Annotated in this window: 21 protein-coding genes; 12 read left to right on the plus strand and 9 right to left on the minus strand. The window is 48.4% G+C overall.

The window, feature by feature from the left end; all coding sequences use genetic code 11:
• The 5 genes from BWI93_RS07960 to BWI93_RS07980 all read left to right on the plus strand — a co-directional run.
• On the plus strand, nt 1-1744 hold a 1744-nt coding region (locus BWI93_RS07960), incomplete at its 5' end, for an insulinase family protein (RefSeq protein ID WP_176454164.1).
• A gap of 99 nt (nt 1745-1843) precedes the next feature.
• The gene (locus BWI93_RS07965) at nt 1844-2926 is read left to right on the plus strand and encodes a histidinol-phosphate transaminase (protein WP_094809997.1); all 1083 of its coding nucleotides are present in this window, start codon (nt 1844-1846) and stop codon (nt 2924-2926) included.
• Entirely contained in the window at nt 2923-4128 is a 1206-nt protein-coding gene (locus tag BWI93_RS07970) for a multidrug effflux MFS transporter (protein WP_094809999.1), read from the plus strand. Before BWI93_RS07965 ends, BWI93_RS07970 begins: the two co-directional genes overlap by 4 nt.
• A 37-nt stretch (nt 4129-4165) precedes the next feature.
• Nucleotides 4166-4540 (plus strand): Rid family detoxifying hydrolase, encoded by a 375-nt coding sequence (locus tag BWI93_RS07975; RefSeq protein WP_094810001.1) that lies wholly within the window; start codon nt 4166-4168, stop codon nt 4538-4540.
• A 256-nt stretch (nt 4541-4796) separates the two neighbouring features.
• On the plus strand, nt 4797-6203 hold the full coding sequence (locus BWI93_RS07980) for a redoxin domain-containing protein (RefSeq protein ID WP_094810003.1): 1407 nt from the start codon (nt 4797-4799) through the stop codon (nt 6201-6203).
• Nucleotides 6204-6325: 122 nt separating this feature from the next.
• Here the strand turns inward: BWI93_RS07980 and BWI93_RS07985 are convergent, their stop codons facing one another.
• The 3 genes from BWI93_RS07985 to BWI93_RS07990 form a co-directional block, all read right to left on the minus strand.
• Nucleotides 6326-7192, minus strand: a complete 867-nt coding sequence (locus tag BWI93_RS07985; RefSeq protein ID WP_176454165.1) for an NAD(P)-dependent oxidoreductase — start codon at nt 7190-7192, stop codon at nt 6326-6328.
• Nucleotides 7193-7425: 233 nt separating this feature from the next.
• Nucleotides 7426-7557, minus strand: coding sequence for a hypothetical protein (locus tag BWI93_RS28640; RefSeq protein WP_255157770.1), 132 nt, complete (start codon nt 7555-7557; stop codon nt 7426-7428).
• A 347-nt stretch (nt 7558-7904) separates the two neighbouring features.
• The gene (locus BWI93_RS07990; RefSeq protein ID WP_199182045.1) at nt 7905-8288 is read right to left on the minus strand and encodes a helix-turn-helix domain-containing protein; all 384 of its coding nucleotides are present in this window, start codon (nt 8286-8288) and stop codon (nt 7905-7907) included.
• A gap of 108 nt (nt 8289-8396) precedes the next feature.
• Between BWI93_RS07990 and BWI93_RS07995 the strand changes: the two genes are divergently transcribed.
• Nucleotides 8397-9023: an NAD(P)H-dependent oxidoreductase gene (locus BWI93_RS07995; RefSeq protein WP_094810007.1), complete on the plus strand. Its 627-nt coding sequence runs from the start codon at nt 8397-8399 to the stop codon at nt 9021-9023.
• A 1280-nt stretch (nt 9024-10303) separates the two neighbouring features.
• Complete coding sequence (locus tag BWI93_RS08005) at nt 10304-14782, plus strand: GEVED domain-containing protein (protein ID WP_094810012.1); 4479 nt, start codon at nt 10304-10306, stop codon at nt 14780-14782.
• 198 nt (nt 14783-14980) lie between these two features.
• Here the strand turns inward: BWI93_RS08005 and BWI93_RS28645 are convergent, their stop codons facing one another.
• The 3 genes from BWI93_RS28645 to BWI93_RS08015 all read right to left on the minus strand — a co-directional run bounded on the left by BWI93_RS28645 (nt 14981) and on the right by BWI93_RS08015 (nt 18705).
• Complete coding sequence (locus tag BWI93_RS28645) at nt 14981-15718, minus strand: hypothetical protein (protein WP_255157771.1); 738 nt, start codon at nt 15716-15718, stop codon at nt 14981-14983.
• Nucleotides 15715-16692 (minus strand): hypothetical protein, encoded by a 978-nt coding sequence (locus BWI93_RS28650; RefSeq protein WP_255157772.1) that lies wholly within the window; start codon nt 16690-16692, stop codon nt 15715-15717. The genes BWI93_RS28645 and BWI93_RS28650 overlap by 4 nt, the downstream gene beginning before the upstream one ends.
• A gap of 507 nt (nt 16693-17199) precedes the next feature.
• On the minus strand, nt 17200-18705 hold the full coding sequence (locus BWI93_RS08015) for a hypothetical protein (protein WP_141217394.1): 1506 nt from the start codon (nt 18703-18705) through the stop codon (nt 17200-17202).
• 309 nt (nt 18706-19014) lie between these two features.
• Here BWI93_RS08015 and BWI93_RS08020 point away from each other — a divergent pair, with 309 nt between their 5' ends.
• Complete coding sequence (locus BWI93_RS08020; RefSeq protein ID WP_094810016.1) at nt 19015-19944, plus strand: AraC family transcriptional regulator; 930 nt, start codon at nt 19015-19017, stop codon at nt 19942-19944.
• Nucleotides 19945-20035: 91 nt separating this feature from the next.
• Nucleotides 20036-20797, plus strand: coding sequence for an SDR family NAD(P)-dependent oxidoreductase (locus BWI93_RS08025; RefSeq protein ID WP_094810018.1), 762 nt, complete (start codon nt 20036-20038; stop codon nt 20795-20797).
• Nucleotides 20798-20865: 68 nt separating this feature from the next.
• On the opposite strand, the gene BWI93_RS08030 is transcribed toward BWI93_RS08025, so the two are convergent.
• Complete coding sequence (locus tag BWI93_RS08030) at nt 20866-21402, minus strand: DUF2911 domain-containing protein (protein ID WP_094810020.1); 537 nt, start codon at nt 21400-21402, stop codon at nt 20866-20868.
• Nucleotides 21403-21521: 119 nt separating this feature from the next.
• On the minus strand, nt 21522-22256 hold the full coding sequence (locus BWI93_RS08035; RefSeq protein WP_094810022.1) for an NUDIX domain-containing protein: 735 nt from the start codon (nt 22254-22256) through the stop codon (nt 21522-21524).
• Between the two features lie 149 nt (nt 22257-22405).
• On the opposite strand from BWI93_RS08035, the gene BWI93_RS08040 reads away from it, so the two are divergent.
• Nucleotides 22406-23350 carry a TolB family protein gene (locus tag BWI93_RS08040; protein WP_094810024.1) on the plus strand — a complete coding sequence of 315 codons (945 nt, stop codon included), beginning with the start codon at nt 22406-22408 and terminating at the stop codon, nt 23348-23350.
• Nucleotides 23351-23367: 17 nt separating this feature from the next.
• Complete coding sequence (locus BWI93_RS08045; RefSeq protein WP_094810026.1) at nt 23368-24768, plus strand: Gfo/Idh/MocA family protein; 1401 nt, start codon at nt 23368-23370, stop codon at nt 24766-24768.
• Between the two features lie 93 nt (nt 24769-24861).
• Here BWI93_RS08045 and BWI93_RS08050 read toward each other — a convergent pair whose 3' ends face one another.
• A complete protein-coding gene (locus BWI93_RS08050) occupies nt 24862-25209 on the minus strand; it encodes a nuclear transport factor 2 family protein (RefSeq protein WP_094810028.1) in 348 nt (115 codons plus the stop codon).
• 247 nt (nt 25210-25456) lie between these two features.
• Between BWI93_RS08050 and BWI93_RS08055 the strand changes: the two genes are divergently transcribed.
• A complete protein-coding gene (locus BWI93_RS08055; RefSeq protein ID WP_094810030.1) occupies nt 25457-26926 on the plus strand; it encodes a S41 family peptidase in 1470 nt (489 codons plus the stop codon).
• The last annotated feature ends 6 nt before the right edge of the window (nt 26927-26932 follow it).

Below are 26932 nucleotides of genomic sequence, written 5' to 3' on the forward strand. Positions count from 1 at the left end.
GAAAAATGGCGGCATTGAAAAAGGGCTGAAAGCAGTACTGGACGAAAACGCCCGCGTGGCCAAGTTTGGTTTTACGGCTACGGAGCTGGAACGGGCCAAGCAAAATTTCGGATCAGACGTGGAGAGACGATTGAAGGAAAAAGACAAGACCTCCTCCCAAACGCTGGCCATGGAGTATATGTACGATTTCGTAGGCGATGAAACTTCGATGGGTATTGACTCGTACGCCAGATTTGTTAAAGCCGAATTGCCCGGCATTACGCTTGAAGAAGTCAATGCTTTACCCAAAACGCTGCTGACGAAAGAAAACCGGGCCGTTATCGTGATGGCTCCCGAAAAAGAAAAAGCTACGTTACCTACGCAAGCCCAGTTATTAGCCTGGATTGATTATACTCCCGAAAATCTTACGGCCTACGTGGATGAAGTGGTTTCTAAGTCCCTGCTAACCAGTCTACCTAAGTCGGGTAAAATTACTGCTGAGAAACCCCTCCCTGAAATTAATGCAACGGAGCTGACGCTATCGAATGGCGTAAAAGTGGTGCTCAAGCCTACGGATTTCAAAAACGATGAGATTTTGTTCACGGGCTATAGCTTTGGCGGTACTGCTCTTTACGACGATTTCAATACGGCCCGGTTTACCAATAACCTGGTTAGTCAGGGAGGCGTGGCCGATTTTTCTTCCACGCAGCTACGTAAATACCTGACGGGAAAAGTAGTGAACGTTTCTACCTTCATCAACGAAACCGCGGAAGGGCTATCGGGTTCGTTTGCACCCAAAGATGCGGAAACGGCCTTTCAGCTCATGCACGCCAGGTTAACGTTACCCCGTAAGGACGAAGCCGTTATCCAGGGTTTTCTGACGAATCTGAAAGATGAATTTGAGCAAAATCAGGCGACTCCCAATCCACAGAATGTATTTCGGGATACGTTAACGGCAGTCATGGGCGGGTATCATCCGCGTCGAATGCCCGTAAAGCCTTCGGATGTAGACAAAATTAATGTTCAAAAAGCGTATCAGATCTACCGGGAGCGTTTTGCCAACGCGTCGGACTTTACCTACTTCTTCGTGGGTAATTTTAAAGTAGAAGAACTGAAGCCCCTGCTTGAAAAATACCTGGGCAGCCTACCTTCTCAGAAGAAAAAAGAAGCGTATACCGATCTTCACATTCGGCCCCTGGAGGGACAAGTATCTAAAAGCGTTTTTCGGGGAATTGAACAAAAAGCATCGGCTCAATTCATCTATTCCGGAGCGTTACCTTACACGCCCGAAAACGCCATCAATTTGACGGCTATCAAGGAAATCCTCAATATTAAACTGGTCGAAGAGATTCGTGAAAAAGAAAGCGGGGTCTATTTTATTGGAGCCTCCGCCAGTGCTTTTAAACTACCCGAGCCCCGCTATACACTAGCCATTAGCTATGGTACTAGTCCCGGACGCGTGGAAGAACTGGCCACGAAAACGCTGGACTTATTAGAGCATCTGAAGATTACCGGCCCCTCGCAAACGGACGTAGACAAGTTTAAGATGGAAAGTAAACGTCAGCTGGAATTACAACTCAAGGATAATCAGTATTGGATGAATCACCTGGTTACCAGTCATCAATACGGTCAGTCGCCTCAGGAAATTCTCCAGCAGATGAAGCGAATTGACCAGGTCAGCAAAGAGTCCGTACAAAGTCTGGCGAAAAAGGTACTAGGATCGAATTGCGTGAAGGCTTTCCTATTACCCGAATCTAAACAATAGCTTGAAATCGGGGCAGATACTATCATCCTGCCCCGATTCCAGCGACTTCCTTACTTCATCAACAATCCGATTAGGTAGTCATAGCCTAGTCATGAATCTATGAAATCCATTCCTGTACCCGCTCCGCATTCGGTAGCCTTTCAAGGGCCATCCACTTCCAGGGAAGGGCCCGCCCAAACATTGCTTCGGCTGGATTCGAATGAAAATCCTTACGGCATTTCTCCCGCCGTACAACAGGCCATCCTGGCCGCACTCCCTTTAGCGAATCGTTACGTCTTTAGCGATTTGCCCGTACTCACGGCTAAAATTGCGGCTAGGGAACGGGTGGCCGTTTCGCAAGTACTTGTGGGAGCAGGGCTTTCGGATTTACTGGAAAAGACGGCTCTGCTTTATTTCAAGCCCGGAGATAACCTGGTTTGCCCTTCGCCTACGTTCCCCCTCTTTCTGGACGCGGTAGTAGCCACTGGTGCCCAGTGCAAAAGCATTGCCTGTCGAAGCGATGGCTCCCACGATTTAGAGCAGATGGAAGCGGCCATCGATGACCGTACTCGCATGGTTTATATCTGTAATCCCAACAACCCGACGGGCAGTATTACCGAGGGGCAATCGTTACTGCGGTTTTGCGAGAGCGTTTCCCCACGCGTACCCATTTTTATCGACGAAGCTTACCTGGATTTAGCCGTAGGAGCGAATACGCAGAGTATGGTGAGTGTACTGCTTCAGAAGAAAAATGTCATTATTGGACGGACGTTCTCGAAAGGCTTTGGTTTAGCCGGTTTACGCGTGGGTTATCTCCTGGCCCAACCTGACTTTTTGGCTCCGTTCCATCAGGTGAATGCCATGACGGGCCTCAATATCAGTTCGCTGGCCTTGTATGCGGCCTCGGCAGCACTCGACGACATCGCCTTTCATTTACACTACGTACAGCAGAATGAACGGGTTAAATCCTACGTGTATAGCCAGCTCAACCGACTGGGCTACGCGTTCATTCCCTCGTATGCAAACTTTATCCTGATGGCTCTACCCCTACCGGGGGACTCCTTTCGGAAGCAAATGCTTGCCAAAGGCATTCGGGTAAAAACGATGGAAATGCACCGCACGTTCTGGTGCCGCCTGAGTTTGGGTACGCTCGAGGAGATGCAGCTATTCGTTAAAGCCCTGGGCGAACTTCAGAGCCGATGAAACCAACCGTGCTTTCGCTCCTCACGCTGGGTCTTCTGATGGCCCTGGCCCCCTTTTCCATTGATACGTATTTACCGGCATTCCCCGTAATGGCTCAGCAATTGCATACGACCGTCTCGGCAGTAGCCTATTCGCTGACGAGTTTCTTTTTGGGTTTAGCGGTGGGCCAGCTGCTTTGCGGGCCGCTGCTGGACCGATTTGGCCGAAAAAAGCCCTTGCTGGCGGGTCTGTTTCTGTATTCGCTCGCTGCCGTTGCGTGTGCGTATGTTACGGAGGTTCACTGGCTGATTGGCCTGCGTTTTGTATTGGCGGTCGGTGGTTGTGTGGGCATGGTAGCAAGCCGGGCGATGGTGCGGGACTTGTACCAACCGCAGGAAATCGCCGGAATTCTCTCGACGCTGTTGCTGATTTTAGGCATCTCCCCCATCCTGGCTCCAACGGTTGGACGCCTGATTCTGGAACTGGCGGGCTGGCGGGCTATTTTTCTCAGTATGGCTCTTTTGTCCCTGAGTTTAATGGTCCTGGTGATTCGCACCTTACCGGAAAGTAAACCAGCCGACGCGTCGATTTCCTTACGGCCAAGGCAGATTCTGAATGAATACATTCAGGTACTTTCCTCGTCGGTTTTTAGCGTTCATGCCCTGGTGGCGGGTCTGGCCTCCGCCGGTCTCTTTTCCTTCATTGCGGGTTCGCCTCAACTTCTGATGGATACCTATCATTTTTCGCAGGCGGATTTTAGCTACGCGTTCGGATTCTGTGCGGGTGGCTTGGTACTCGGAAGCCAGATTAACCGCTTTGCTCACCAATGGAAAACGACCCCGGAACTATTACGAATAGCAGGCCGCCTGCAGGCAGGGTTTGCTCTGCTTTTAGGCCTGCTCGGAATCCTGGACCTTTTAACGGCTCCGCTCCTGCTTTTGCTGGTTTTCAGTTACCTCGTATTTCATGGCTTTATTAACCCGAATGCCACTACGTTAGCCTTACTGCCGTTCCGGCAAAATGCGGGCAGTGCCTCTGCGTTAGCCGGTTGCCTGCAAATGATCCTGGGTGCCAGCTTCTCGGCCCTGGTCAGTTATTTCAGCGACGGCTCACTCCTGCCGATGATCATCCCGATGGTGTTGGCGAGCTGGTCCGGATTGGGTTTACAGCAACTAGTTGTTCACCACCACGCCAGCAAAGCCCTGGAGGGTTTGCCGACCTAAGTCTATTCTAATTTTTCGTCTTTTAACTACTGCTATCATGAACAAGCAAATCATTTTTAGCCCCAATGTTCCAGCCCCCATCGGTCCGTATTCGCAGGCCGTTCAGGTAGGGCCTGTGCTGTACGTATCCGGCCAGATAGCGGCCAATGTGGCAGCGAATCAGGAAGGCGTTCAGGCTGAAACCCGGCAAGTCATGTTAAGTCTGGGTGAATTACTGGCAGCCGCGGGTATGCACTACCGTAACATTGTTAAAACGTCCATTTTTCTGAAAGACATGAACGACTTTGCCGTCGTCAATGCGGTGTATGGCGAATTTTTTACGAGCGATTTTCCCGCCCGCGAAACGGTTCAGGTAGCCCGTTTGCCTAAGGACGTCTCCGTGGAAATATCCGTTATTGCTTACCAGGCGTAACGTAGCGTATACAGCTAACGGGTAGATAGTTGGGTAAACTACCCGTTACTTCAAATGCTCTGTATACCTCTGCTTTCGTAATCATACTTTTCAGTAGGGCTTAACTCACAAGCGAAACGTTAACTACATTCCTATAAAAGTCCTATAATGAATCGGTGCTTACACCGTCCTTCGCTGTTCAGTAACCTTAGGCAAACCTCCGAGGAGAGGCCATTTCTATTTTTTACGCTATCCTTTTCATCCAAAAAAATTCACTATGAAACTAGTCTTGATCGTTCTGGGCATTTTCTCTGGTACGCTGGCGTTTGCTCAGCAGCCTACCAATGCCACCCTGGATTCACTCAAAAGTGAAAAAGATCCGGTTCAACTTCAGTCAAAGTTAAAAAAGCTTGAAAGCGGTTCGGAAGCGGATATTTTCACGCTTTTGAATTTTTACCAAAGTAATCCAGCCAAATCAGATTCACTCGTCGAACTGGCCGTTAAGAGATTTCCGAAAGGCACCATTGCCAGTAATAGGGCAGCTAACCGACTGTACGCGGAAAAGGATGGCCCCACCCAGGAACGCATGCTGGCTCAAATGGAAAAAGATTTTCCGGGGGCTGATTTGGATATGGCCAATTATGCCGTAGCCTATACGTATACCCAGGCCAGGAACAAGCCTAAAGTACTGGCTTACCTGAATAAAGTGAAGTCGCCTTTGTTTAAGCCTACCGCGGTTCATAGCGTTGCCAGTACCATGGCTACTTATGATAGTAAAGAAGCCGAACAATTAATCACCCAGGAGTTAGCGTCCCTTCGGGAGGTGAAAACTCTTACCGATACGTCGGCTCGGGCAGTAAATCATCGGAAAAACACCCTTAATGGCCTGTTGAGTTTGTACAGCGAAATTTTAGCTAAGAATGGAGACTATGAAAAAGCGTATACGTACTTGCACGAAGTATACACCTCTTCAGAGCGAAAAAGTCCCGCTTTAATCAAAAACTACGGTCTTCTGTTAAGTAAGCGTGGTCACTATCAGCAAGCCTTTCCATTACTGGAAAAGACGGTAACCAGTGGTTTAGCCGACTCAACCGTACGAGCGGAACTGGCGTCCATCTACAAAAAGCTTTATCCAGGAAAAAACGAGAAGGAATACCTGGCTTCCCTCGACCAGAAATTAACGAGTAAATACGAAGCGGAGGCCGCCAAATTAATGATTAATGAGCCCGCTCCCTCATTCATCGTTACGGACGCTTCGGGCAAACAGGTATCGCTGGCCGATTTTAAAGGAAAGACGATTGTGCTTGATTTCTGGGCGACATGGTGCGGTCCATGTAAAGCTTCTTTCCCCGCCATGCAAATGGTAGTGAATAAATACAGGCAGGATCCACAGGTGAAATTCCTGTTTATCCATACCTGGGAACGGCAAGGCAATCCAACCGCCGAAGCTCAGGAATACCTGAAGGCTAATCACTACGATTTAGATCTGTACATGGACATCAAAAATGCAAAGACGAAGCGGAATGAAGCGGTATCCGCCTTTAACGTAAATGGCATTCCTGCGAAGTTTGTGATTGATGGAAAGGGCCGCATTCGCTATAAATTAACGGGATTCTCGGGAGGCAACGAAGCTGCTGTTTCGGAGTTATCAGCGATGATCAACTCGGCCAAGGCCAATCAGTAAGCCATCTCTTCTGCATAAACGTTCGAAGGGCTTTCTCGTGAAGAAAGCCCTTTTTTATTCGTACCCTGTTTCCGTCTTACGATCTGTGAAAACCGTTTCGGCGATTGACCCGCCAACCTTTGTTACCGGGAGGCCAGAGCAATGGCCGTCCAGTCGTGTTCGCCCAGTCCCTGCTTTACGCACTGATTCATTAATTCCTGTACTTTCTTACCGAAGGGCAGTTGAACCCCTACCGTTGAGGCTTGTTCGTTGATAAGATTTACGTCTTTCAGGCCGAGCTTTAAGGTGAAACCGGCGGGTAAGAAAGCTTCTTTCAATAAGCTATTACCATACGTCGAATATACCGGTGAAGCAAAAAGCGTTTGGGTCAACATGTGCATCAATTGTTCGGCATCGATGCCGCTTTGCCGGGCCAGATGAATGCTTTCAGCCATGGATTCCATTGCGGAGACGATCAGGAAATTTGAGCATAGTTTGGCGACATTCGCCGCTCCTACTTCGGGTCCAAACGCCCAGATATTAGCGGCTCCGCATTGTTCAAGGACGGGTTTGATGGTTTCAAGGACGTCCGTATTACCCGATACCAGCAGGTTCAGTTTTTTCGCCCGGGCCGCTTCCGGCCGGCCCAGAATGGCACAGGCGATGTAGTGAGAACCGTGTTCGTCGTGTAACTGAGCTAACGAGGTGGCTGTGGCGGGCAGGATTGTACTTAAGGATACATGAACACCGCCCTTTTTCAGATTTGCGGCAATGCCTGCTTCGCCCGCGGTAACGGCCTGAAGGGCAGCATCGTCTGAAACCAGGGTAAAAATTACATCACACCGCGTAGCCAGTTCTTTTACCGAAGTACAAATGACGGCACCCTGAGCCGCCAGCGGTTGTGCTTTAGCGGCCGTGCGATTGTACACATACAGTTGCTGCGTGTTCTGCAAGAGGTTCTCCGCAATGGGGGTACCAAGGTTTCCTAAACCGAGAAAGCCAATGTTCATAGGATTGGTTGTTGAAGAACGAATGAACTCATCAAGCATTCATTCGCTGAAAGGTGCTGGATGAACTAATCAGTAAATGGTCCAGAACCCGTACGTTAGCAGATACTTCCCTACCCGCGGCAGTCAAGAGCTGATTCCTGTATTGAGTATCACGACGCAGGAATCTTCCTTAAAATGGACGGCGACTTTAGGTTTTGAATCCCATTGCGAGCCGATTGAACGGATGCTAAAAGTTAAAGAAGAAAAGGAATAGCGACGATCAGAATCAGGAGAAAGACCAACAGAAGTTTTGCTTTGAGCGAGAATTCCACGTAGTGTTCCTGCTCAACCAGCAGAACATTTAAAGCGTCATTGATCCACTGCATACAGTGCGATGATTTAAACTGAGTTTTAGCCCTAACCCCGTAGGAGGAAGATAGTTCCCATCCTGTAAAGATTTAAGCATGCGTGCCCTGGATAGCCATCCCGAGAAATACACACATGCCAGCCTCTTTATCAGGTTAAAACCCTGTACCACAAAACCCTACCCACGACCTTTAAAACAGTATAGACGGATCAAAATTTATCAGTACCTCCAGAGCATCCGCCCGTCCCGGACCAATCAATTTAGAACTCTCTGGTTCCGTACGAAAGGAGATCTTACCTCTTCTTGGCACGCCCCAGGTCAGCCGCGTTCTTCCCCTTTAAACCTCAAACCCATTACCCGACAAACCTACGGTACACTGACAATCTTTTTCCGATGCTCCGTCCCCCACTCGGCCAGATTGTAGATCACGGGTAACAGGTTTTCGCAGTACTCGGAAAGTTCGTATTCCACAGCTATGGGCTGGGTATCCAGCACGGTCCGTTTGATCAGCAGGTTGGTTTCCATTTCTTTCAGTTCCCGGCTTAAGACTTTGCCGGAAATGCCTTTCACTTCCCGGAGTAATTCCGAGTACCGTTTCTTGCCAAAACCCAGACTGGTAATAATCGAAATCTTCCATTTACCGCCTAGTACGTACAGGGTATCGTGGATGGCCATGATTCGTTTGTTACAGGCCTGAGCATCATGGGGTGTAGTAAAACAGGCCTTGCTATCTATGATGGAGTGGTCCATGAATGTTGGAGCTGGTTACCTAAATGTCACCATTACTTTTAGTTAGTTGATGACAAAAGTAAACCAAGTGTCCCAGAAATTTGCCTCGAAACAAAAAGGATTTAAATCATGTCTCTCAAAGAAAATCTTACCTGGCGATACGCAGTCAAAAAGTACAATAACCAAAAAGTGTCTGACGAAGCCATTCAGACCATTCTGGATGCTATCAACCTTAGTGCCTCGTCCACCGGCATGCAACCGTACCGCGTAATTGTAGTGAAAGATGCGGCCATTCGGGAAGAGCTGGCCAAAGATTCCTTCAACGCCCAGATTCTGGAAGCCTCTGATTTACTCGTCTTTGCTGCTTTCGAAACTATAACTCAGGCCAACATTGATGACTACATGGCCCACGTGGCAGCCGTTCGTGAAATGCCCCTTGAACAACTATCGGGTTTTAAACAAGCCCTGGAAACGCACATGCTGACTCAAACACCCGAAGCCAACTTTAGCTGGGCGGCCCGGCAGGCGTATATTGGACTGGGAACCGGCCTCATCGCCGCGGCTGAGTTGAAAATAGATACGACTCCTATGGAAGGATTCAATCATGAAAAACTGGACCAATTGCTGGGTTTACCAGCGAAGGGGTTGAAAAGTGTAGTCCTGTTATCGCTAGGTTACCGCGATGCCGAACAGGATCCCTACGCGAACCTGAAGAAGGTGCGACTGCCCCTGGAGGAATTTGCCTTTGTGCAATAGTTCGTTCAGGACTGGATAGTCCCGAATCAATTTCCTTTAACAACGTATACAAACCCGGTAATCCGCACCGAAAAACGTTTCGTTTTCGAGCTGGCTACCGGGTTTGAAGCGTTTACACTTCGGATGATCCGACAGGACTCCCGTACAAAGCAGACCATCCAGGAAAGAATCGCGAAAAGCACATCCATACAGGATACGATACAACAAGGCGTTCGATTGGATAGGCTTATCAGGCAATCTAACCGAAATCATTAAGTTTACTTAATCAGTATCATAGGTATTATTAGTATTAATACTACATGATTTCATAAATAAATACTACATTATTTCTTCAAGTACTACTATATGATATAATTATCAAATGGTAGTGATTTGTAAAACAAAACTGAGTAAAGCAATTCTATGCATTATCCCCTTTCTAGTTAGTAAACATCACTTCTGTTAGTGAATATTACTTTGTACTGAATTAACCCATTGAATCATTATTCGTGCCAGCCTATTCTGGTTCGATCACTAAAATTCCACCTTGACACTACTTCTACGAGTTTACATGAGTAAGCTTGGGGGACTTGTAAACCCTATTCAAAAATCTCTTTCTAATTTATTACAAAAGGTATTACTCCGCACTTTTAATTATTTCCGTCAACCTAATTCTCTTACTGAATGATTCAATAACTACTTCTGATTTTCTCCCCTATTGCCTTGTTTAAGGCACTGCTTTATCATTCGGATAGAAAGAAAAGGAACATCGCATTTTTCCTTTTCTGCATCTCCGATAGAAAATGCCTTGTTCGCACGCAATGAAGCACATCTGTTTGCCAAAGTAACGTTCAGACACGGGCTTACTCGCTTGGCAGTAGGCGTCTTGTGTCTGTTGTACCTGCTCTTGATTCTACTTCTGAATACATCCATACCCGAATTCCAGCTATTCGACTGGCTTTCGCAGGGTTTAGTTAACGCTTTTAGTTCCGAAAAGCATCCATTTTCAGGAGCTGTATGGTGTTTTGTTTCGAAGTGAAATCAAAAATTCTTCTGTAGTCTCCACAAGCTCATTACTAGCCTGTGTAGGATAACTATGGCCAGATCTCCGTACACAAATGCATGATTTACTGGCGTGTTCAACGATGAGTTTCAACGGTCATATAGAGGACTCCGTTAGTTTAAAACTTATCTAGAAATCCCCTATTCTAGGCGATTTGATCAACGGATCAGCATCAGGTTTTTCATTCATTAAACCATTGATTATTTGACAGTTACAGCTGCATAACTCCCATTACACTATGCGAAAAATAGTTGCATTATTACTAGTCGGTCAATTCATTGCTCGACAGGGGCATGCTCAACAGATTATTGTGCAGGCCAAAGCCCAGAGTGAATCGGTTGCTCAAAACTTTAATTTTACCGGTTCACTAGGTGCGTTTACCCTACGGGACGCCCCGGATTATACCCCTATTCAGGATATTGGGGTAAACGGCAATAACCGCATTGCCGTTATTGATTTCAAAGCAGGTTATACCAACGAAGGGGGCATTTATTACCTGGATTCGGGCAGTACAACCTGGGTCCAGATACCAGGAGCAGCGGAACGGGTTGACGTAGATTTGAGCAACCGGATCTGGGTGGTTAATAAGCCCGGAGGCCTTTTCAACAGTACCGGAGGTAACTTTGTTGAAATCCCTGGCATTAACGAGGTAAAGGACGTTGGAGCGAATGCCAATGGTACAGAGGTCTACGTAATGGCAGGAGCCGGAGCTCAAGGGGATTTATACCGCTACGACGGAGGATCGACCTGGACAAAAATAAACAATGTGTTGGGCGTTCGTCTGGACGTTGCCCCGAATGGTCATGTGTGGTACATTACCAATGGGGGGGATCTTTACGAATACAATCCTACCACCGGAACGACGGCCGGGCCATTCCGAAACACGGCCGACCAACTGTTCAGTGATGTAACTGTTGCCGCCGATGGATCACTCTGGGTGACGGGTAGCGGCAACTATGGTACGTATCGATTCGATCCAACTACGAGCACTTTCGTTGGTGATGCCAATGCGGCCAATAGTAGCGTGCTGTCACCCGAAAACATGGGCAACAACCGGTATTTCACCGGAGGTATTTCTGCGGGTAGTGATGGCGATTTACCTTTTACTACACCCCAGATTCGGTCGTATGGACAAACGAATGAACTGGCCCGTTTGGCCCAGCGTACGGAAGATGGCACCTGGATTGATGATCTGACAATCCGTACGGATAACTTCACGAATACCGCTCATTTTAATGTAGCAGCGGGTACGTATACGGTTTCACTTCCAGCCCTACCAGCTAATTACGTCATTACCAGCATTCGCACTTCGGGTGGTACCGTCGCAGTTGATCTGGCTACGCGTACGGCTACGGTTACGGTGGCCGCTAATCAGACGGTTTATCTAGAGTATAACATCGCCAATACGCAGTCAACGGTGCTTACGGTTTCCCCTTCCACTCCGTACATTGAAACGTTTGGCTCTTCTGGTGTGCAATCGCCCTCCATAGGACCCGTACTCCCTAACGGCTACACCAACTATCATTATGCTAACCAGGGCAGTAATGCCATCGTTATGGCGGGTACGTACACCTTAGGAAACGCTTTTATTTTACATTGGCAAGGCATGGCTGATCCGGGTAACGTAACCAGTCCTACGGCCAGTTCTGACCACACGCCGGGTGATCAAGGGGGCTATTATGTAGCCTATAACGGAGGGTTTATCAAAGATGAAGTATTCCGCCGACAGTTTACGGGTCTTACGTTAGGAACTTCCTATACCGTTTCCTTCTGGGCTACCGAGTTGACTAACGTAAGCGGCCCCTTTGCCGTAAAGCCGAACCTTATCGTGAATGCTACTGACCCCACCACCGGCACGCTTTTAGCTACCACCACCACGGGTGACATTGCGTGGAGCAACGGGGCCTGGAACCAGTACACCATGTCTTTCACGGCAACGAGTCCGAATGTTACCATTGCTCTTGTCAACAATCAGCAGTTACCGGGTACGTACGGAAATGACTTTGCACTGGATGATATTTCTATTGGTGTCAGTGCCGATCATGGCGATGCTCCGGCTTCCTATGGTACCCTGAATGCCAACACGGGTCCAGCCCATATTCTTTCATCCGGCCTTACGCTGGGTGCAGTAGTTGACGCCGAAAGCGATGGTTACGATAGTCAGGCTACAGGCGATAATACGAATGGTATTAATGACGAAGATGCCATCAGTGGAACGTTGCCCAGCCTGACCAACCTGGCCACAACCTACACGCTGAATGGAATCAGTGTTCGGAATTCGAATACCTCTGTTAACACCGCCGCCACGCTTTACGGCTGGATTGATTTCAACCGGAATGGTGTTTTTGACGCCAATGAACGCTCTGCTCCTGTTACCGTAGCTCCGAATGCTACTTCCGTAAACCTTAGCTGGACTGGACTAACGGGCGGCGTTGCCGGCACCAGTTATGTTCGGTTACGCCTGGCCTACAATGCTTCCGAAATCCTCACTCCCACGGGCGATGCCAATACGGGTGAAGTAGAAGATTATTCCGTAGTGATTGAACAGGTAACCGTTGCCTTGAGCGGTAGCGTACTGAATGATGCGAATGGACTGAAAGACAATACGGTCAACGGAACGCCTACGAATACCCTTGGCTCGAATACCTTGTATGCCAATCTGGTCAACAATGGGGTAGTCGTTGCCAGCATACCTGTAGCTTCTGACGGTACCTATCTGTTCCCCGCCGTCAATGTGAACACTACGTATTCGGTAGTATTAACCAATGCACCGACGACGGTTGGCTCTCCTACCCCTACGGCTTCGCTTACGAATGCGGTGTATACCGGAGAATACCTGGGAACGGGTGCGGGTAGTGATGGCACTCCCGATGGTGTACTGGCAATCAATGTTGGAACGACACCGGTAAGCAATGCAAACTTTGGGGTGAATCAGTTACCCGAAACCAATGCGGTTACGGCCTCAACCCAGACCGATCCAGGCGGTAGCAGCCGTATCGTTGTGCCGACATTGAGTGGCTCCGACCCTGAAGATGGTGCACTAGGTAGTGGAAAAACGTTTATTATTAGCACGCTGCCTACCAATGCCACGTTGTATTACAATGGACAGCCCGTTACGGCCAACCAGACTATTCCCAACTACAACCCGGCCTTACTCCAGATCGACCCGAATGACGGCGTCACTAGTGTCAGCTTTACGTATGCGTCCGTAGATGCCGCCGGACAGCCCGATCCCACGCCCGCCACGGTTACGATTCCCTTTGGACCCTCACCCGTACCCACCAATTGCCCGGAAACGCAGGTGCCCGTATCTGCATTCCTGGGTGGTGCCATGCAAAATGTGGGATCAGGCGGTTTTCTTCAGCCCGCAGTTATGCGTGATGATCTCCGTAGCAAGTCTTATTTCCCAACCTCGGAGCCCTATTCTGGCCTAGGTTACACGGTTACTTTGACGAATAATACCACCACCAACGCTGGTGTATTAGCCCGTAGTGGTAGTACGGCGGTTATTGACTGGGTCCTTATCGAGCTTCGCAATCCCCAGGATAACACACAGCTCATTGCTTCGCGTCCGGGATTATTGCTTCAGAATGGCCAGGTAACGGAAGCAGCGGATGGTACAACACCGTTGCGTTTTACGGTACCTCCCGGAAATTATTACGTCAGCATTCGTCACCGAAATCACCTGGGTGTTATGACGGCTACGCCCGTAGCTCTGGGTTCGGCGGTAGACTTTACCAATGCCAACCTTGACGTTTACAATCTGACTACGCCTTTGAATTATGACGGTGCTGAACGAGCTAATCTGGGTACTCTGGCCAATACCCCAGGCAAAGCGGCCCTTTGGTGGGGAAATGCGAAAAATACGTCCCCCAGTAAAGTGAAGTACGAGGGTGCTGACAATGACGGAGCGGGTGTTGAGTCGGCGGTACTGACTGCTCCGGGTAACGTTTTCAGTAGTCCTAGCTACGTTTACGATGCCTATAATGCAGGAGATGTCAATCTGGACGGTTCGGTCATTTACCAGGGTCAAAGCAATGATATAATGGCCCTATTTAACGCTGTAGCTCAATTCCCGCTTAACTCTTCAAATCAGTCGAACTATGATTTGATGTACGAACAGCTACCCGCTACCGTTGTTTATAATGGACCAGCTCTTTCCTGCGAAAGCCCAACGCCCGTGAGTCTGGTTAGCTTTACGGCAAAAGCTCTGGAAAATAAAACGGTAGAATTAAACTGGAAAACTGCTGGCGAGCTGAACAACAAAGGCTTCACGGTAGAACGGAGTCTTGACCTGGTTACGTTTGAAAAAGTAGGTGAAATCCACGAGGTAGCGGGCACCAGCACGCAGGTACACACCTACCGTCTGGTTGACCAGAATCCTTATCGGGGCACGAGCTATTACCGGTTAGTCCAACTGGATCTGGATGGTACTCCGCACCCGTACCGCCCACAATCCGTGAACATCGACGGAGAGTATATGGCTTATCCTAATCCGGTACAGGGTTCCGCATTCCGCGTACGCCTGGATGAGCCCGTCAAAGCGAAGGTAAGTCTTTCCACGGTAGATGGTCGGTCCTTACCGATTTTGCGTAAAGCTGAATCGAATAATACGGTACTGATTCAGGTGGAAGGTACTGCTGGTGCTGGCGTGTATATGCTACGGGTAGAGGAACGGAGTCAGGTCAGAATTCACAAGATCATACTCAATCCATAACTCGGTTTGTAAGGGGTAGACTCGTTCTACCCCTTTTTTTTGTACCTGATGAAAATAGAAGGGCCATCTACGCTTCCCGTTCGAAACAACCGCTTTGCTTTTCCAGTAAATAAACCTCTGTTGGTCCAGTCGGCGGCCCCTACTACGTCCAGCCATTAACCCGGGTGCCACTGCTGGTCAAGGCTTTCGTACGTAAGATCATTTAAAGCGAACCGCTTTCAGTTCATGCGTGGCCGATAGCCGATTTAACCAGTTTTTTCGGGCCTCCTGAGCTTGCTCCAAGGTTTCGTAGGTGTTAAAGTCACTAAAGCATTCATCGGGACCGGAGCACTGACCTCTGGCAAAGTCAAAATACTGCTGACTTACTTTTTTCAGGTCTTCACCCGCGTTGATCCGCTTGATGTCGGTATAGAAAGCCTGGGGTTTCGTTTCTGCATGGGGGGTGTGCTGTTGCCGGGTTACTGCCCAATAATAGGCATGGTTACTAGCAGAATTCGGCTGCATAGAACTCTCATAAGACAGGAATGCAGCCAGCAGATTGGGTAAGCCCGCCGACGAACGCAGGTATTCACGCTCGAAATCCGCGAATGTTCGTTCATCTACTCCGCTTTGCAACAGGCTTTCTTTGAAGAAGGCATAGTTGGTAAGCGGTTTTTCCGTTTGCAGGACACTTCGAAGCCATTTCCACACCTGAGGCCGTCCAATTTTGGTTTCCAGTTCCGTGAGTAACAGCGGAATATACTGGTAGCGATACGTTTCATTGATTTCGCCCGGACTGGTAATTTCCGATAAACCTTTGAAATTTTGCAATTTCCGGCTGGCAGCCATGTATTGTTTGATTTTTCGATCGTAGTAATTTTTTCCTACCAGATCACGGACGGCTTGCAAGGAAATGTATTCCGTTACGCCCTCCAGAAAAGCCCAGTACAACGTCAATTGGGTTGAAAAACAGTGCCAACGTAGTAATGCCCCAATTCGTGAGCAATGAAAGAAATAGAACTGGAATCCGAGAGGGTTTGTGTATTCGGATTGACCAGCGTATTTAACCAATCCCTTGGGCTAACGGAAGCAATGGTGGGATACGTAACAAACATCCAGTCATTCCGCTGGGAAACGGGCGTACTGGCCAGCAAAGTTACATCGACTCCGTAAGGAATATCCAGATGATTCTGATAGTAGTCTTTAATGCGGGTAAACCAGCCATCCAGTACCTGAGCCTGCATCTGACTCAGGGTCGTGTTGACGAGGTACGTATTTTGCTCTTTTTTAAAGTCAAAATCGCCGGCAAACAGCAACAGCGGAAAAGGGCGATCCGATGTAAAATGGGCCACCGAACCCTGCCGGGGTGGCTGGCCGTTGAGGTAAATCGCCCTGGCTCCCGGTACGTGAATGGTCAGATCGTAGGTTACGCTGGTGTAGGTTTTATCTTCTGCGATGTTATACAGGATGGGGTACCAGGCCGATTGTTCGGTAGCCCGAATTGTTTTTCCGTTCAGGGCGATATTTCCCTTCCAGTCGCCCCATTCGCTTCGCTTTTTTGAATCCGCGTACACGGGAAAGGCTCCTACGTAACTGACTTTGAACTGATCAGGTAAATAGCGGCTTTTACGATCAGTGCCGGGAAACCAGTATTGAAAACTTTCGTACGATTTCTCTGGTTTGTATTCGCGTTCAGTGGCATACGAAAACCGGTCCCTGCTATCCCGAAAGAACTGTACATTCAATCCGCTGTTCAGTTGAAGGGAATAATTGCTGGTTTCAGGAAGATTGGAGACGGTCAAGTCGGCCTTTATCGTCCCCTGCTCCAGCGACACATAAACATCGCCCGCCAGATGAGGAACCTGACTGTACACATGTCGGCTAAGCAGAGCTAATCCCGTTATGAAGAAGATGAATAGAGCTTTGGACATTGTTTGGATGAGGGGAAGGATAGTTTAATGTATGATGTTTAAAGTCTTAAGTTAAAGAACTGTGTTTTTTTAATCTCTATATTTTTTGTCAATTTTCTCTTAATCTTTCTGCAATCAAGAAGCTACAATTTATCCAAACGTTGTTCTATGAATAAGGTTGATCTGATCAATAGTATTTTACAAACGACCACCTTTTATAGTTTCCGCATCATTTTAATCTCAACGATTACAGCCTCGCTACTGACCTGTGTTCAACAATTTAAATGCAGAAAACACGCAACGATGGTGCTAAAAGGCATAGGGTTCGACGGGCTGAATGAAGCGGCGGGCTGACCGGAAACCTTGCCGTAACCGACGGGCAATCCGCTTCGTTTTCCAGCTCATTTCGCAATTAAAAGTATAATAATAGTAGCATCTCAACAGAATTACGTACTCTATCATGGTTCAATAAAAACTTCATCTTTTCCACTCAATCATTCAGGACTTCAACGAGTGCCCCGTCTGCGTTTACCGGGAGGCAATTTTTCGGGCATTGAACAGGTAATAGTCTTCGTCGGTGATGGAGCCGTCGAATTTTTTCAGACAAGTGAATACGTAGGTACCTTCCGTTGAGCGAAGGGTATCCTGCTGCCCTTCCTGGGGATGGTTCGGGCGATGGTAGGCCATGACCAGAACCGATGCCGGATGACTTCGCTGATAGCTAACAAAGCGTAGGTAGGTTAGGAAATCGGGCTGGTTATTCAGGGTGTCATTCCAGTGACTCTTGCTCCACAGCACGTAAGGACGCTCCTGCTGTACATCCAGACAATAAACGGGTCTGCCCAAAAACCACTGCAAAGGAGTCATATATTCCTGAAAAGCCCCCGCTACCGACGTATGAGCGGGGTAGTGTTTCTGAAGGTACGAGGCCATATCCTCGGCTCTGGAAAAGGGGTACCGCAGATCACGGTACCAGGCATTCATTCCCGCCAATACCTGAAGCAACAGAATAGCAACGCCAAAGTAGCCCAACGTAAGAACGGGCCGGGACGATCGCTTATTTCCGTCAATCCAGTACGCGGCAATTAGAGCCAGCGTATAATGACCAAAGTGGCGGAAAAGTCCCCGGGGCTTTTCGTAGGTGAACACGAAAATGAAGAAAACACTGGCCACGAGTATAAGCAGAGCCACGGAAGTTTTAGGTTTCGAAAATACCGCAAGTACGGCCAGAGCCAAACCCAGGGCTAGTTTCACACCCAATCCAAACGGAAACAGCGAAAAATTCCAGAAATGATATTCGGAGAAACTGCTGATGGGGAGAAAACCATGAGCCATCCCCGCGGCCGCGAAGAAAAAGATGCCGGGGTTAAACCCACGCGTCCACTGATTTAAAAAACCGGAGTCTGCGGGTGGCAGCGACTGAGCCGTCCCCACAATACCCGCCAGAATCAGACCAGCTGCCACCAGGGATGTAGTCCGCAACGGCCAGATTCGACGGGCATTGACTTCCTCGGCCAGTAAGCCCACGGCTAGTCCCAAACCTACCAGAAATGCGAAAACATTGGTTTGAAATAAAAGAAACAATAAACCACTGATTGCCAGCAGGTTTTTTTGGGGATTCCGCCAAAGTACACAGATCCCACAAATAATGAGTACACCAATCTGGTAGTTTCGGCTGATGGTTACGTATTCGTAAATGAAGTAGTAACTGAACAGAATAAGGGCTTTTTCAAAAAACCGGAACGGACTTTTGAAGATAATCAGGTAAGCACTGCCCAGGGCCAGGGCCCCATGAAGCACCTGCATCACACCGGGGTGATCGAAGAGTTGGGCAAAGGGCCATAGGAGGATAAACCAGAGTAAGGGATGGCCTTCGTAGCGGGCATTAAAGGCCAAATCGAGTAGGTTGTCCGTACTGGCTACAATGCCCCAGGCCTGTAATTCATCCCGCCACATTTCGTGCTGCCATAAGCTGCAACTCATGAAAAAGGCATAGGTAACGAATAGGGCATAGTTTGCTCTTGGCGTGGACATAACGGGGTTAGAATTCGCGGTGAGGATTCAAGGGAAAAGATAGAAATACGTCTGTAAACCATTAGCGGGAGGTTTTACAGGGAATAGCGACAGTGCAAGTATACACTTATTACGGGAATTACAGACGCTAAACGGGCTGGGTATTCCCCTTTTTATTTGTACATCTATCCGACCTGATAAAGTTGGTCCTATACGTCGTTACGAACGGCTTGTCCGTACTGAAGCACACAGGCTTCTCATGGGTTCGAATCAAACGGGCCTACACGCTGAAATTTTCGTGTACATTTGATGATGGTAATCAGGTCATTTATGAAAACGCGTACCCTCGACGAATTCTATCAGGCCGTAGCTACTTCGGGCCAACGTAACGCAGAAGCCTTTTTACCCCCGGGTATTTCAAAAGAAATCGGACATTTCAATGTCTTCAGTATACACGAAGTATTTCAAACGTTTCGGGAGACGGGGCAAGTGGCGATGCCTTACAATCGCCGGTCGTATTACAAAATAAGCTTCATCCAGGGACGCAATCAGGCCGAGTACGCGGATAAAACCATTGAAATTGAAAGCAGTGCTTTGTTGTTCGCCACGCCCAAAATACCCTATCACTGGTTGCCACAGGATTTGGAACAAGCCGGGTACTTCTGCGTCTTTACCGAAGAATTTTTGTTAGCGACCCAAGGCGGCGTAGTGCTCGACGAGTTACCCATTTTTCAAGCCGGTGCGTACCCCGTTTTTCAGCTTTCCAAAGAAGAATCCATGCAGATAGAGCTGATTTTCAGAAAGATGCATCAGGAGCTTGCTTCGGATTATCGCTATAAGTACGATCTGATCCGGGCGTATTTACTGGAACTTATCCATCGGGGGCAAAAGCTTCAACCCCTTACGGCGGCCCGTCATACGAGTACCGCTCGGACCTCTTCGCTGTTTGTGGAATTACTCGAACGGCAGTTCCCCATTGAATCCCCCCACCAGCCCCTCACCCTACGAACGGCCAAGGACTTTGCCGATCGTCTATCCATCCACGTTAATTCACTTAACCGGGCGTTGAAAACCACGACGGGCAAAACAACTACGGATCTGATTAGCCAGCGACTTATCCAGGAAGCTAAACGCTTGTTGAAACACACGGATTGGAATATCTCAGAGATTGCCTATGGTCTGGGATTTGAAGAAGTGGCCCATTTTTCCAATTTCTTTCGAAAGCAAACATCTTGGTCTCCGGTAAGTTTTCGAAAATGAGTAGCGTTTGAATTTCGCAAACATCGGTTTGATGTTTACAAAGGCGTCATAGGTCAACCTATCACCTTTGTAGTCTAACTTTTCATACGCTATGACACGCAAAATTGCACTCGTTACGGGCGGAAGTCGCGGACTCGGTCGGGATATGGCTCTTCGCATGGCCCAAAAAGGAATAGATGTTATCCTTACCTACCATACCCAGCCGGAAAAAGCAGTATCCGTAGCCGCTGAGATCGAGACATTGGGGCAAAAAGCCGCTGTCTTACCTTTTAATGTCGGAGCGATTAGCGAATTGGGTACGTTTGTCTCGGCCCTACAAACAACTCTGCAAGAAACTTTCGCTACAGACAAATTTGATTTTCTGGTCAACAACGCCGGTATGAATCTGGTCATTCCCAGCTTCGCCGAAACTACAGAAGATCAATTCGATACCCTTCTCAATATCCACTTTAAGGGCGTATTTTTCTTAACGCAAAAACTCCTGCCCTTCCTCAATGATAACGGCGGTATTGTCAATATTTCGACGGGTTTAACCCGCCTGACCTTTCCGGGCTCTGCCACGTATGCCAGTATGAAAGCAGGGATTGAAGTACTGACTCGGTATCTCGCGAAAGAGCTGGGTCCCAGAGGAATCAATGTCAATGTGGTGGCTCCGGGAGCCATTGCGACGGACTTCAGCGGCGGGCGACTTAAAAATACCCCGCAACTACAAGAGCACCTGAAAAGTGTTACTGCGATTCCCCGGATCGGTCAGCCCGAAGACATTGGCGGTGTCGTTGCTTTTCTGTGTACACCCGAAGCCAAGTGGGTCAATGCTCAACGGATTGAGGTGTCGGGAGGTCTGCAACTGTAAATTCTCCGCCGTAATTAAAGCCAAGCCGCGGCAAACTCCATTGGGCTGCCGCGGCTTCGTTATGAAGCTTATTCTTTCAGTGAAACCGGTACTTCCAGCGTGGCCCATTTCAAGGTAAATCCTTGGGGTGTCACTTCATACATCAGACGTTCACTGGCAGAGGCCATTGCTTTGGGTTTCGCCGTCACGGTCAGTACGTCATTTGCCCGGTCCAGGTTCGCTTCCCCCGTCCGTTTCACTCCCCACTGGCCCGTTTGTGAATTAAAGATAAACGTCCACTGTTTTTCTTCGGGAATGGCAAACAGGGTGTACTTACCCGCGGGCAAGCTTTTTCCTCCGACCTGAATCGCTTGGTCCGTTTCAAAGGTGGTGGCCTCATTGGCTCCCGCCCGCCATACTTTACCGTAGGGGACTAGTTCGCCCCAAACAGTACGTCCTTTCACCGAAGGACTATTGTATTGAATGGTTACGGTTGCCGTACCAATTTTTCCCGTAGCCGTGGCCGGTGGGCTGGGTCGCTGACTTTTGTCTGCCTGAGCCATAGTCAATGATGAAATACTGAAAACGAAAAGTAGTGTTAATGCAAAGCGGAAGCTCGATTTCATAAGGTTCAATATTAGAGGATGAAAAAGGTACGGGTAAGACTCCCCGCTTCTGCCAAGTTACCAGTTTTACAGTAACCTTTTCAATTTCAGTCTTTTAATTATTACGCATACAACACCTGCTATTGACTGCTTTTTTTAAAGCGATAGAGATACGGTGCCGTATTGGCCGCACCAGTGTATTTTTTGTGAAGGCGTTCCAGAACCCCCAGATCCAGGATTTTTTTCTGGAAGTTATTGATGGGAAACGAGCGATGGTAAACGGCTTCGTAAAGCTCCTGTACTTCCCGCATCGTAAAGGTTTCCGGCAGAAGATTAAAGGCAATCAGCTTTTGATCCAGGTTCTGGCGAAGTGCCTGCCATCCGTATTCCAGAATTTCTCCATGATCGTGAATCATTTCAGGAATGTCCTCAATGTTTCGCCATTCGAGGTATTCATCAAACTCGCCACATTGCGGATTTACTTTCGTAAGATCTACCAAGGCATAGTAGCCAATACTGATAAAGCGGCTGGTCAACCATTCCACTACTCCAGTATCGAATCGCTGGTGATCAAATCGTTGCAACTGAGACTGGATGGTTTCCCGGTACTTACTTTTGATAATACGGTTTTCATCCCCAAACACGCGGTACTGTTCCAGGTATATATCCGTGAGTCCCGTTCTTTCCCGAAGAATCCGGCTGGCTGCCTGATCGATTCCTTCCGTCTTCCGGATATAACCGCCGGGTAATGCAAAAACGCCTTCCCCAAACTTGAATTTGGCAATCAGTACTTTCAATGCCTTCGCTTCGTAACCGAAAATCACACAGTCGATGGACAAATGTGAGATATACTTTTCATCACCCAATTCTTGCATCGTTCTTCAAATCTGCTCATCAATAGACCTGCAAAAGTATTATTATTTCCATTTTAATTACCATTTTTGATCTTTATCTCCTCTTTGATCGATGATGATTCCATTGCTTACTTTTGATAGAAACCTCTTATCTCATCCGCTCTATTTTTATGGAAACGCAAAACACAGCTTCTAAGTGGACACTTGTTACGTCCCTTCTATGTCTTTCGTTGATGGCTTTATCGGTAAAGAGTATCGCCCAGAAAGACACGACGAGTTTCGTTCATACCGTTGCTATTGGTACGGGGAAAATCGATACCATCTTCCGGATTCAAAAACACCTCGAAGCTCCCAACTGGCACCCGGATCAGTATCTGATCGTCAATAGCAAAGGGAAACTCTTTACGCTTCCCCTGAAGTCCCCAACCCTTCAGGAACTGAATACCGGATTTGCCAACCAGTGTAATAACGATCACGGCATTTCGCCGGATCGAAAATGGCTGGCGATCAGTCACAATGATAAACAGGACCCCTCGCCTAAATCGTACAAATCGGCCCTTTATATTCTCCCCATTCAGGGCGGGGAACCTCGAAAAATCACTCGGGAAGTTCCTTCTTTTTGGCACGGCTGGAGTCCGGACGGAAAAACCCTGGTTTACTGCGGCGAACGAAACGGCAATTTTGATATTTACGCAATAAGTACGGAGGGAGGTTTGGAAAAGCGACTCACTCATACGGAGGGACTCGACGACGGTCCGGAATACTCCAGCGATGGCAAATACATTTATTTTAATTCCTACCGCACGGGTCACATGCAGATTTGGCGGATGCGGCCCGACGGGTCCAATCCCGAGCAGTTAACCTCTGACCAGTATTCCAACTGGTTTCCTCATCCCTCGCCCGATAATCAGTGGCTCGTTTACATCGCGTATACTTCCGATGAAAAACAGAATCATTTATTCGGCAAAAACGTAAAACTTCGCCTGATGAATCTGAAAACCAAAACTATTCAGGATATTACACCCGTTTTTTACGGTGGGCAGGGTACCATCAATGTACCTTCGTGGAGTCCCGACAGTCGGAAGATTGCCTTTGTCAGCTACGCCGTCAAGTAATTTAACGTCATCACCTCATGGATCAACATTCCTCTAAATCAAGAAGACAATTTCTGCAAAAAATCGCGGCTACCAGTCTGGCAGCGGCCTCTTCGCCCCTTTCTTCCCTAGCTGCACAAGCCAAGGCGGAAGAACGCATGCTTCAGTTTGAAAAGAGAATTTCTGCCAATGACACCATTCGCCTGGGAGTGATTGGGTACGGAGTGCAGGGCCACTTTGACTTAAATACGGCCCTTAAAGTACCGGGTGTCGAACTGGCCGGTATCTGCGACCTGTACACCGGAAGAATTGAAAACGCGAAGGAAAAGTACGGCAAAGAACTCTTCACGACCCGTAACTACCATGAGCTGTTGGACCGGAAAGACATCGACGCCGTTATCATTGCTACGCACGACGTCTGGCACGCCCGTATGACCCTGGACGCACTGGCCAAGGGCAAACATGTGTACTGCGAAAAACCGATGATTTATAAAATCAGCGAAGGCCCTTCGGTAATTGCGGCGGCTAAAAAATCGGGCAAGGTGTTGCAGGTAGGCAGTCAGCGAGTCAGTAGTATCGGCTATGCCAAAGCCAAGGAATTACTGGCCGCCGGAGAGATTGGCAAGCTCAACATGGTAAACGCCGTATATGATCGCCAAAGCTCCATTGGTGCCTGGGAATACACCATTCCGAAAGATGCCAGTGCCAGTACTACCGACTGGGAACGCTTCATTGCCGTAACGGATAAAATGCCCTTTGATGCCAAGAAGTTTTTCTGGTGGCGGGCGTTTAAAGAAGTAGGTACGGGCGTGGCTGGTGATTTGTTCATTCACCTGCTGAGCGGTACGCACCTGATTACCAATTCCAAAGGTCCGGAAAGCATTTACAGTACCGGACAATTCAGCTACTGGAAAGACGGCCGGAATATGCCCGATGTGATGTCGGGCGTCATGCAGTATCCCGAAACCAAAGAGCACGCCGCCTTCCAGCTGACTTTACAGGTGAATTTCATCAGCGGCACGGGTGGTCAGGAAGTGATCCGGCTGGTAGGATCCGAAGGTGTGATTGATGTGGTGGGCAACAGCATTACCGTCAAGCACAGTCTCTTGCCCGAAGCTCCCGGTTTTGGTGGCTATGATTCCGTCTTTACCTTCTCCAAACAAATGCAGGAGGAAATGCAGAAAGAGTACGACGCCAAATGGACGCCCCAGCAACGCAAGCGAAAAGTAAAGGAAGATATCGTTTTCAAAGCACCGCAGGGCTACGACGATCATTTAGACCATTTTACGAATTTCTTCGAAGCCATCCGCTCTAATAAACCCGTAGTGGAAGACGCCGAATTCGGTTTCCGTGCCGCGGCTCCCGCCCTGGCCTGTAACGAAAGTTATTTCAGTAAGAAAATCATCCACTGGGATCCCGTTAAAATGAAACTGGTGTAGTAGGTGATTTCTTTTATACCAATAAAAAGGAAGCGATCCATGCGATCGCTTCCTTTTTATTGGTATAAATACCCGAAAGTTTGTCTAGACCATCTATTCGTGTTCAATACCCATGGTTCGGATTTTACCCGATTCAAAACGGTATACGTGATACAGTTTCGTATCGTTTACGACCTGACCGTTTAAATCCCTGATCACCTGATGTACGTGAACGGCGAGTTGACCGTCGGGTCGGGTTTCTACCGCAAGCGGTTCCACATGGGGGTCGATTTCTTGCCATTGTCGAAGCCAGTACGCTCGTACTTCGTCGTGACCAGACACGTAGCCGCCTTGCCAGCCATTGGGCCAGGCCACATCGCGGTGCATATGAGCTAGTACGCGGTCAATCTGACGGGCGTTGAAATCCTGATACAACTGACGGAGTAGGGATGAATAATTCATAATGGAGAAAGGGTTTTGACCAACTGTTTCGTAAGTCAAAACTAGACTCGGCACCTCGATTCTGAGCGTCGGTATTGATTGAGATTGTAGCGGATTTTCTTGAGGAAGGCGGGTCTTATGTACTGTTCCTCCTAGCTCATCAGTACCGTTTAGAAGCATACGTTAGGAAAACAAAATTTCCCTGAACGATCCTTCAAGAAGCATATATTTCTTATTTTGTATCTTTCATCAGTGTAATCAACTGAAAATGATCGCTAAATACCCATTTTTCTATCTGATTTTTCTGCTTGGTAGTTTAGTGTCCGACCCAACGGTTTTCGCCCAAACGACCCCAAAGGCAGATTGCGATTGTCTGGAAGCGTTTACTTTCATTTCAAATTACGTGGAGAAAAATCAGGCTTCTTTCCGGCATGTCGTAACCGCTGATCAACGACCCACGTATGAAACGTTCAAACGGGGCATTCGCCGGCAAATACAGAAAGAGGGGAAACGCCGTTGTAGTTTGTTTTTACATCAGTACATGGCTTATTTCAAGGATCATCACTCGCAGGTGCACGCGGCGAGTACCCTCGATGTCAGTGATCCCGATCAACTCAAAGCATTCCTGGCCTCAGCCGCCTTTCGCAACACCGAAACCGTAGCTGTGGATTCGGCAAAGGCTTACGACTATGTCAAACATTCAAACGATCCGGTGGAAGGTATTTATGACCTGTATGGCTCTTATCAGGTGCTAATTCAGAAAAACAAGAACCCCTATCGGGATTATTATGGCGTCTTGTTGCAAACCAAAAGTCCGACCTGGAGGCCCGGCCAGGTAAAGCTTGAACTCAAAAAAATGGCCGCAGACACCTACCAGTATCAGGGGTATCTGCAGGACCATTCTTTATCCCTGGAATTGTTAACCATCGATCAGCCCGTCACCCGGATTGGCGAGTGGACGAAACGCTATCCCGTCGCTACAACTGCTTCCAAACATGCCCAGGATTCCATTCCTACGGTCCTCACTACGTTTAAGCTACTGGATGACAGTACCGCTTACCTAAGCATCCGCACCTTCAGTCGGGAATACCTTTCCGCTCTGGATTCTACCTTTCAGGCCTTAACGCCCGTTCTGCAACGAACGCCGTATCTGCTCATCGACGTCCGCGACAATGGCGGGGGTAGTTCGCTGGCTTATCAACGTTTGCTTCGCTTGCTGTATACCCACCCATCCACCGATGATTCGTTTACGGAATATTTGGCTACATCGGACATCATCGAACGGTACGAAAACTTGCTAAAAAACAGTCCCAATCCAGCCCTGACCAGCTACCGAAAGGATCTGATTCAGCAAATGAAACAAGTGCCGGAAGGAACGTTTATACGTCTGCGTCAGGATCAGCCAAAAGCGGATACCCCCTCTAAAATCCGCCTGGAAAAGCCCAGAAAAGTGGTGATTCTATATAACCGTAACTGCGGCAGCTCTTGCGAAACGTTCGTGTTAGCGGGTATGCGGAGTAAAAAAGTAGTTACCGTCGGAGAAAACTCCGGGGGATACATTGGCTACGGCAACATCATGACGATACCGGTTCCGAATTCAGCCTACGTACTGGAAAGCTCCACGACCCGAAATCCGGCTCTGGTTCAGTACGAGTATACGGGCATCCCTCCCATGCGTAAGGTCCCTGCCCAAACGAGCTGGATTGATTTTGCCCGGAAAGAATTGGGTACGCCCTGATCACTT

This window comes from Siphonobacter sp. BAB-5385, from assembly GCF_002261125.1.
GTDB lineage: Bacteria > Bacteroidota > Bacteroidia > Cytophagales > Spirosomataceae > Siphonobacter.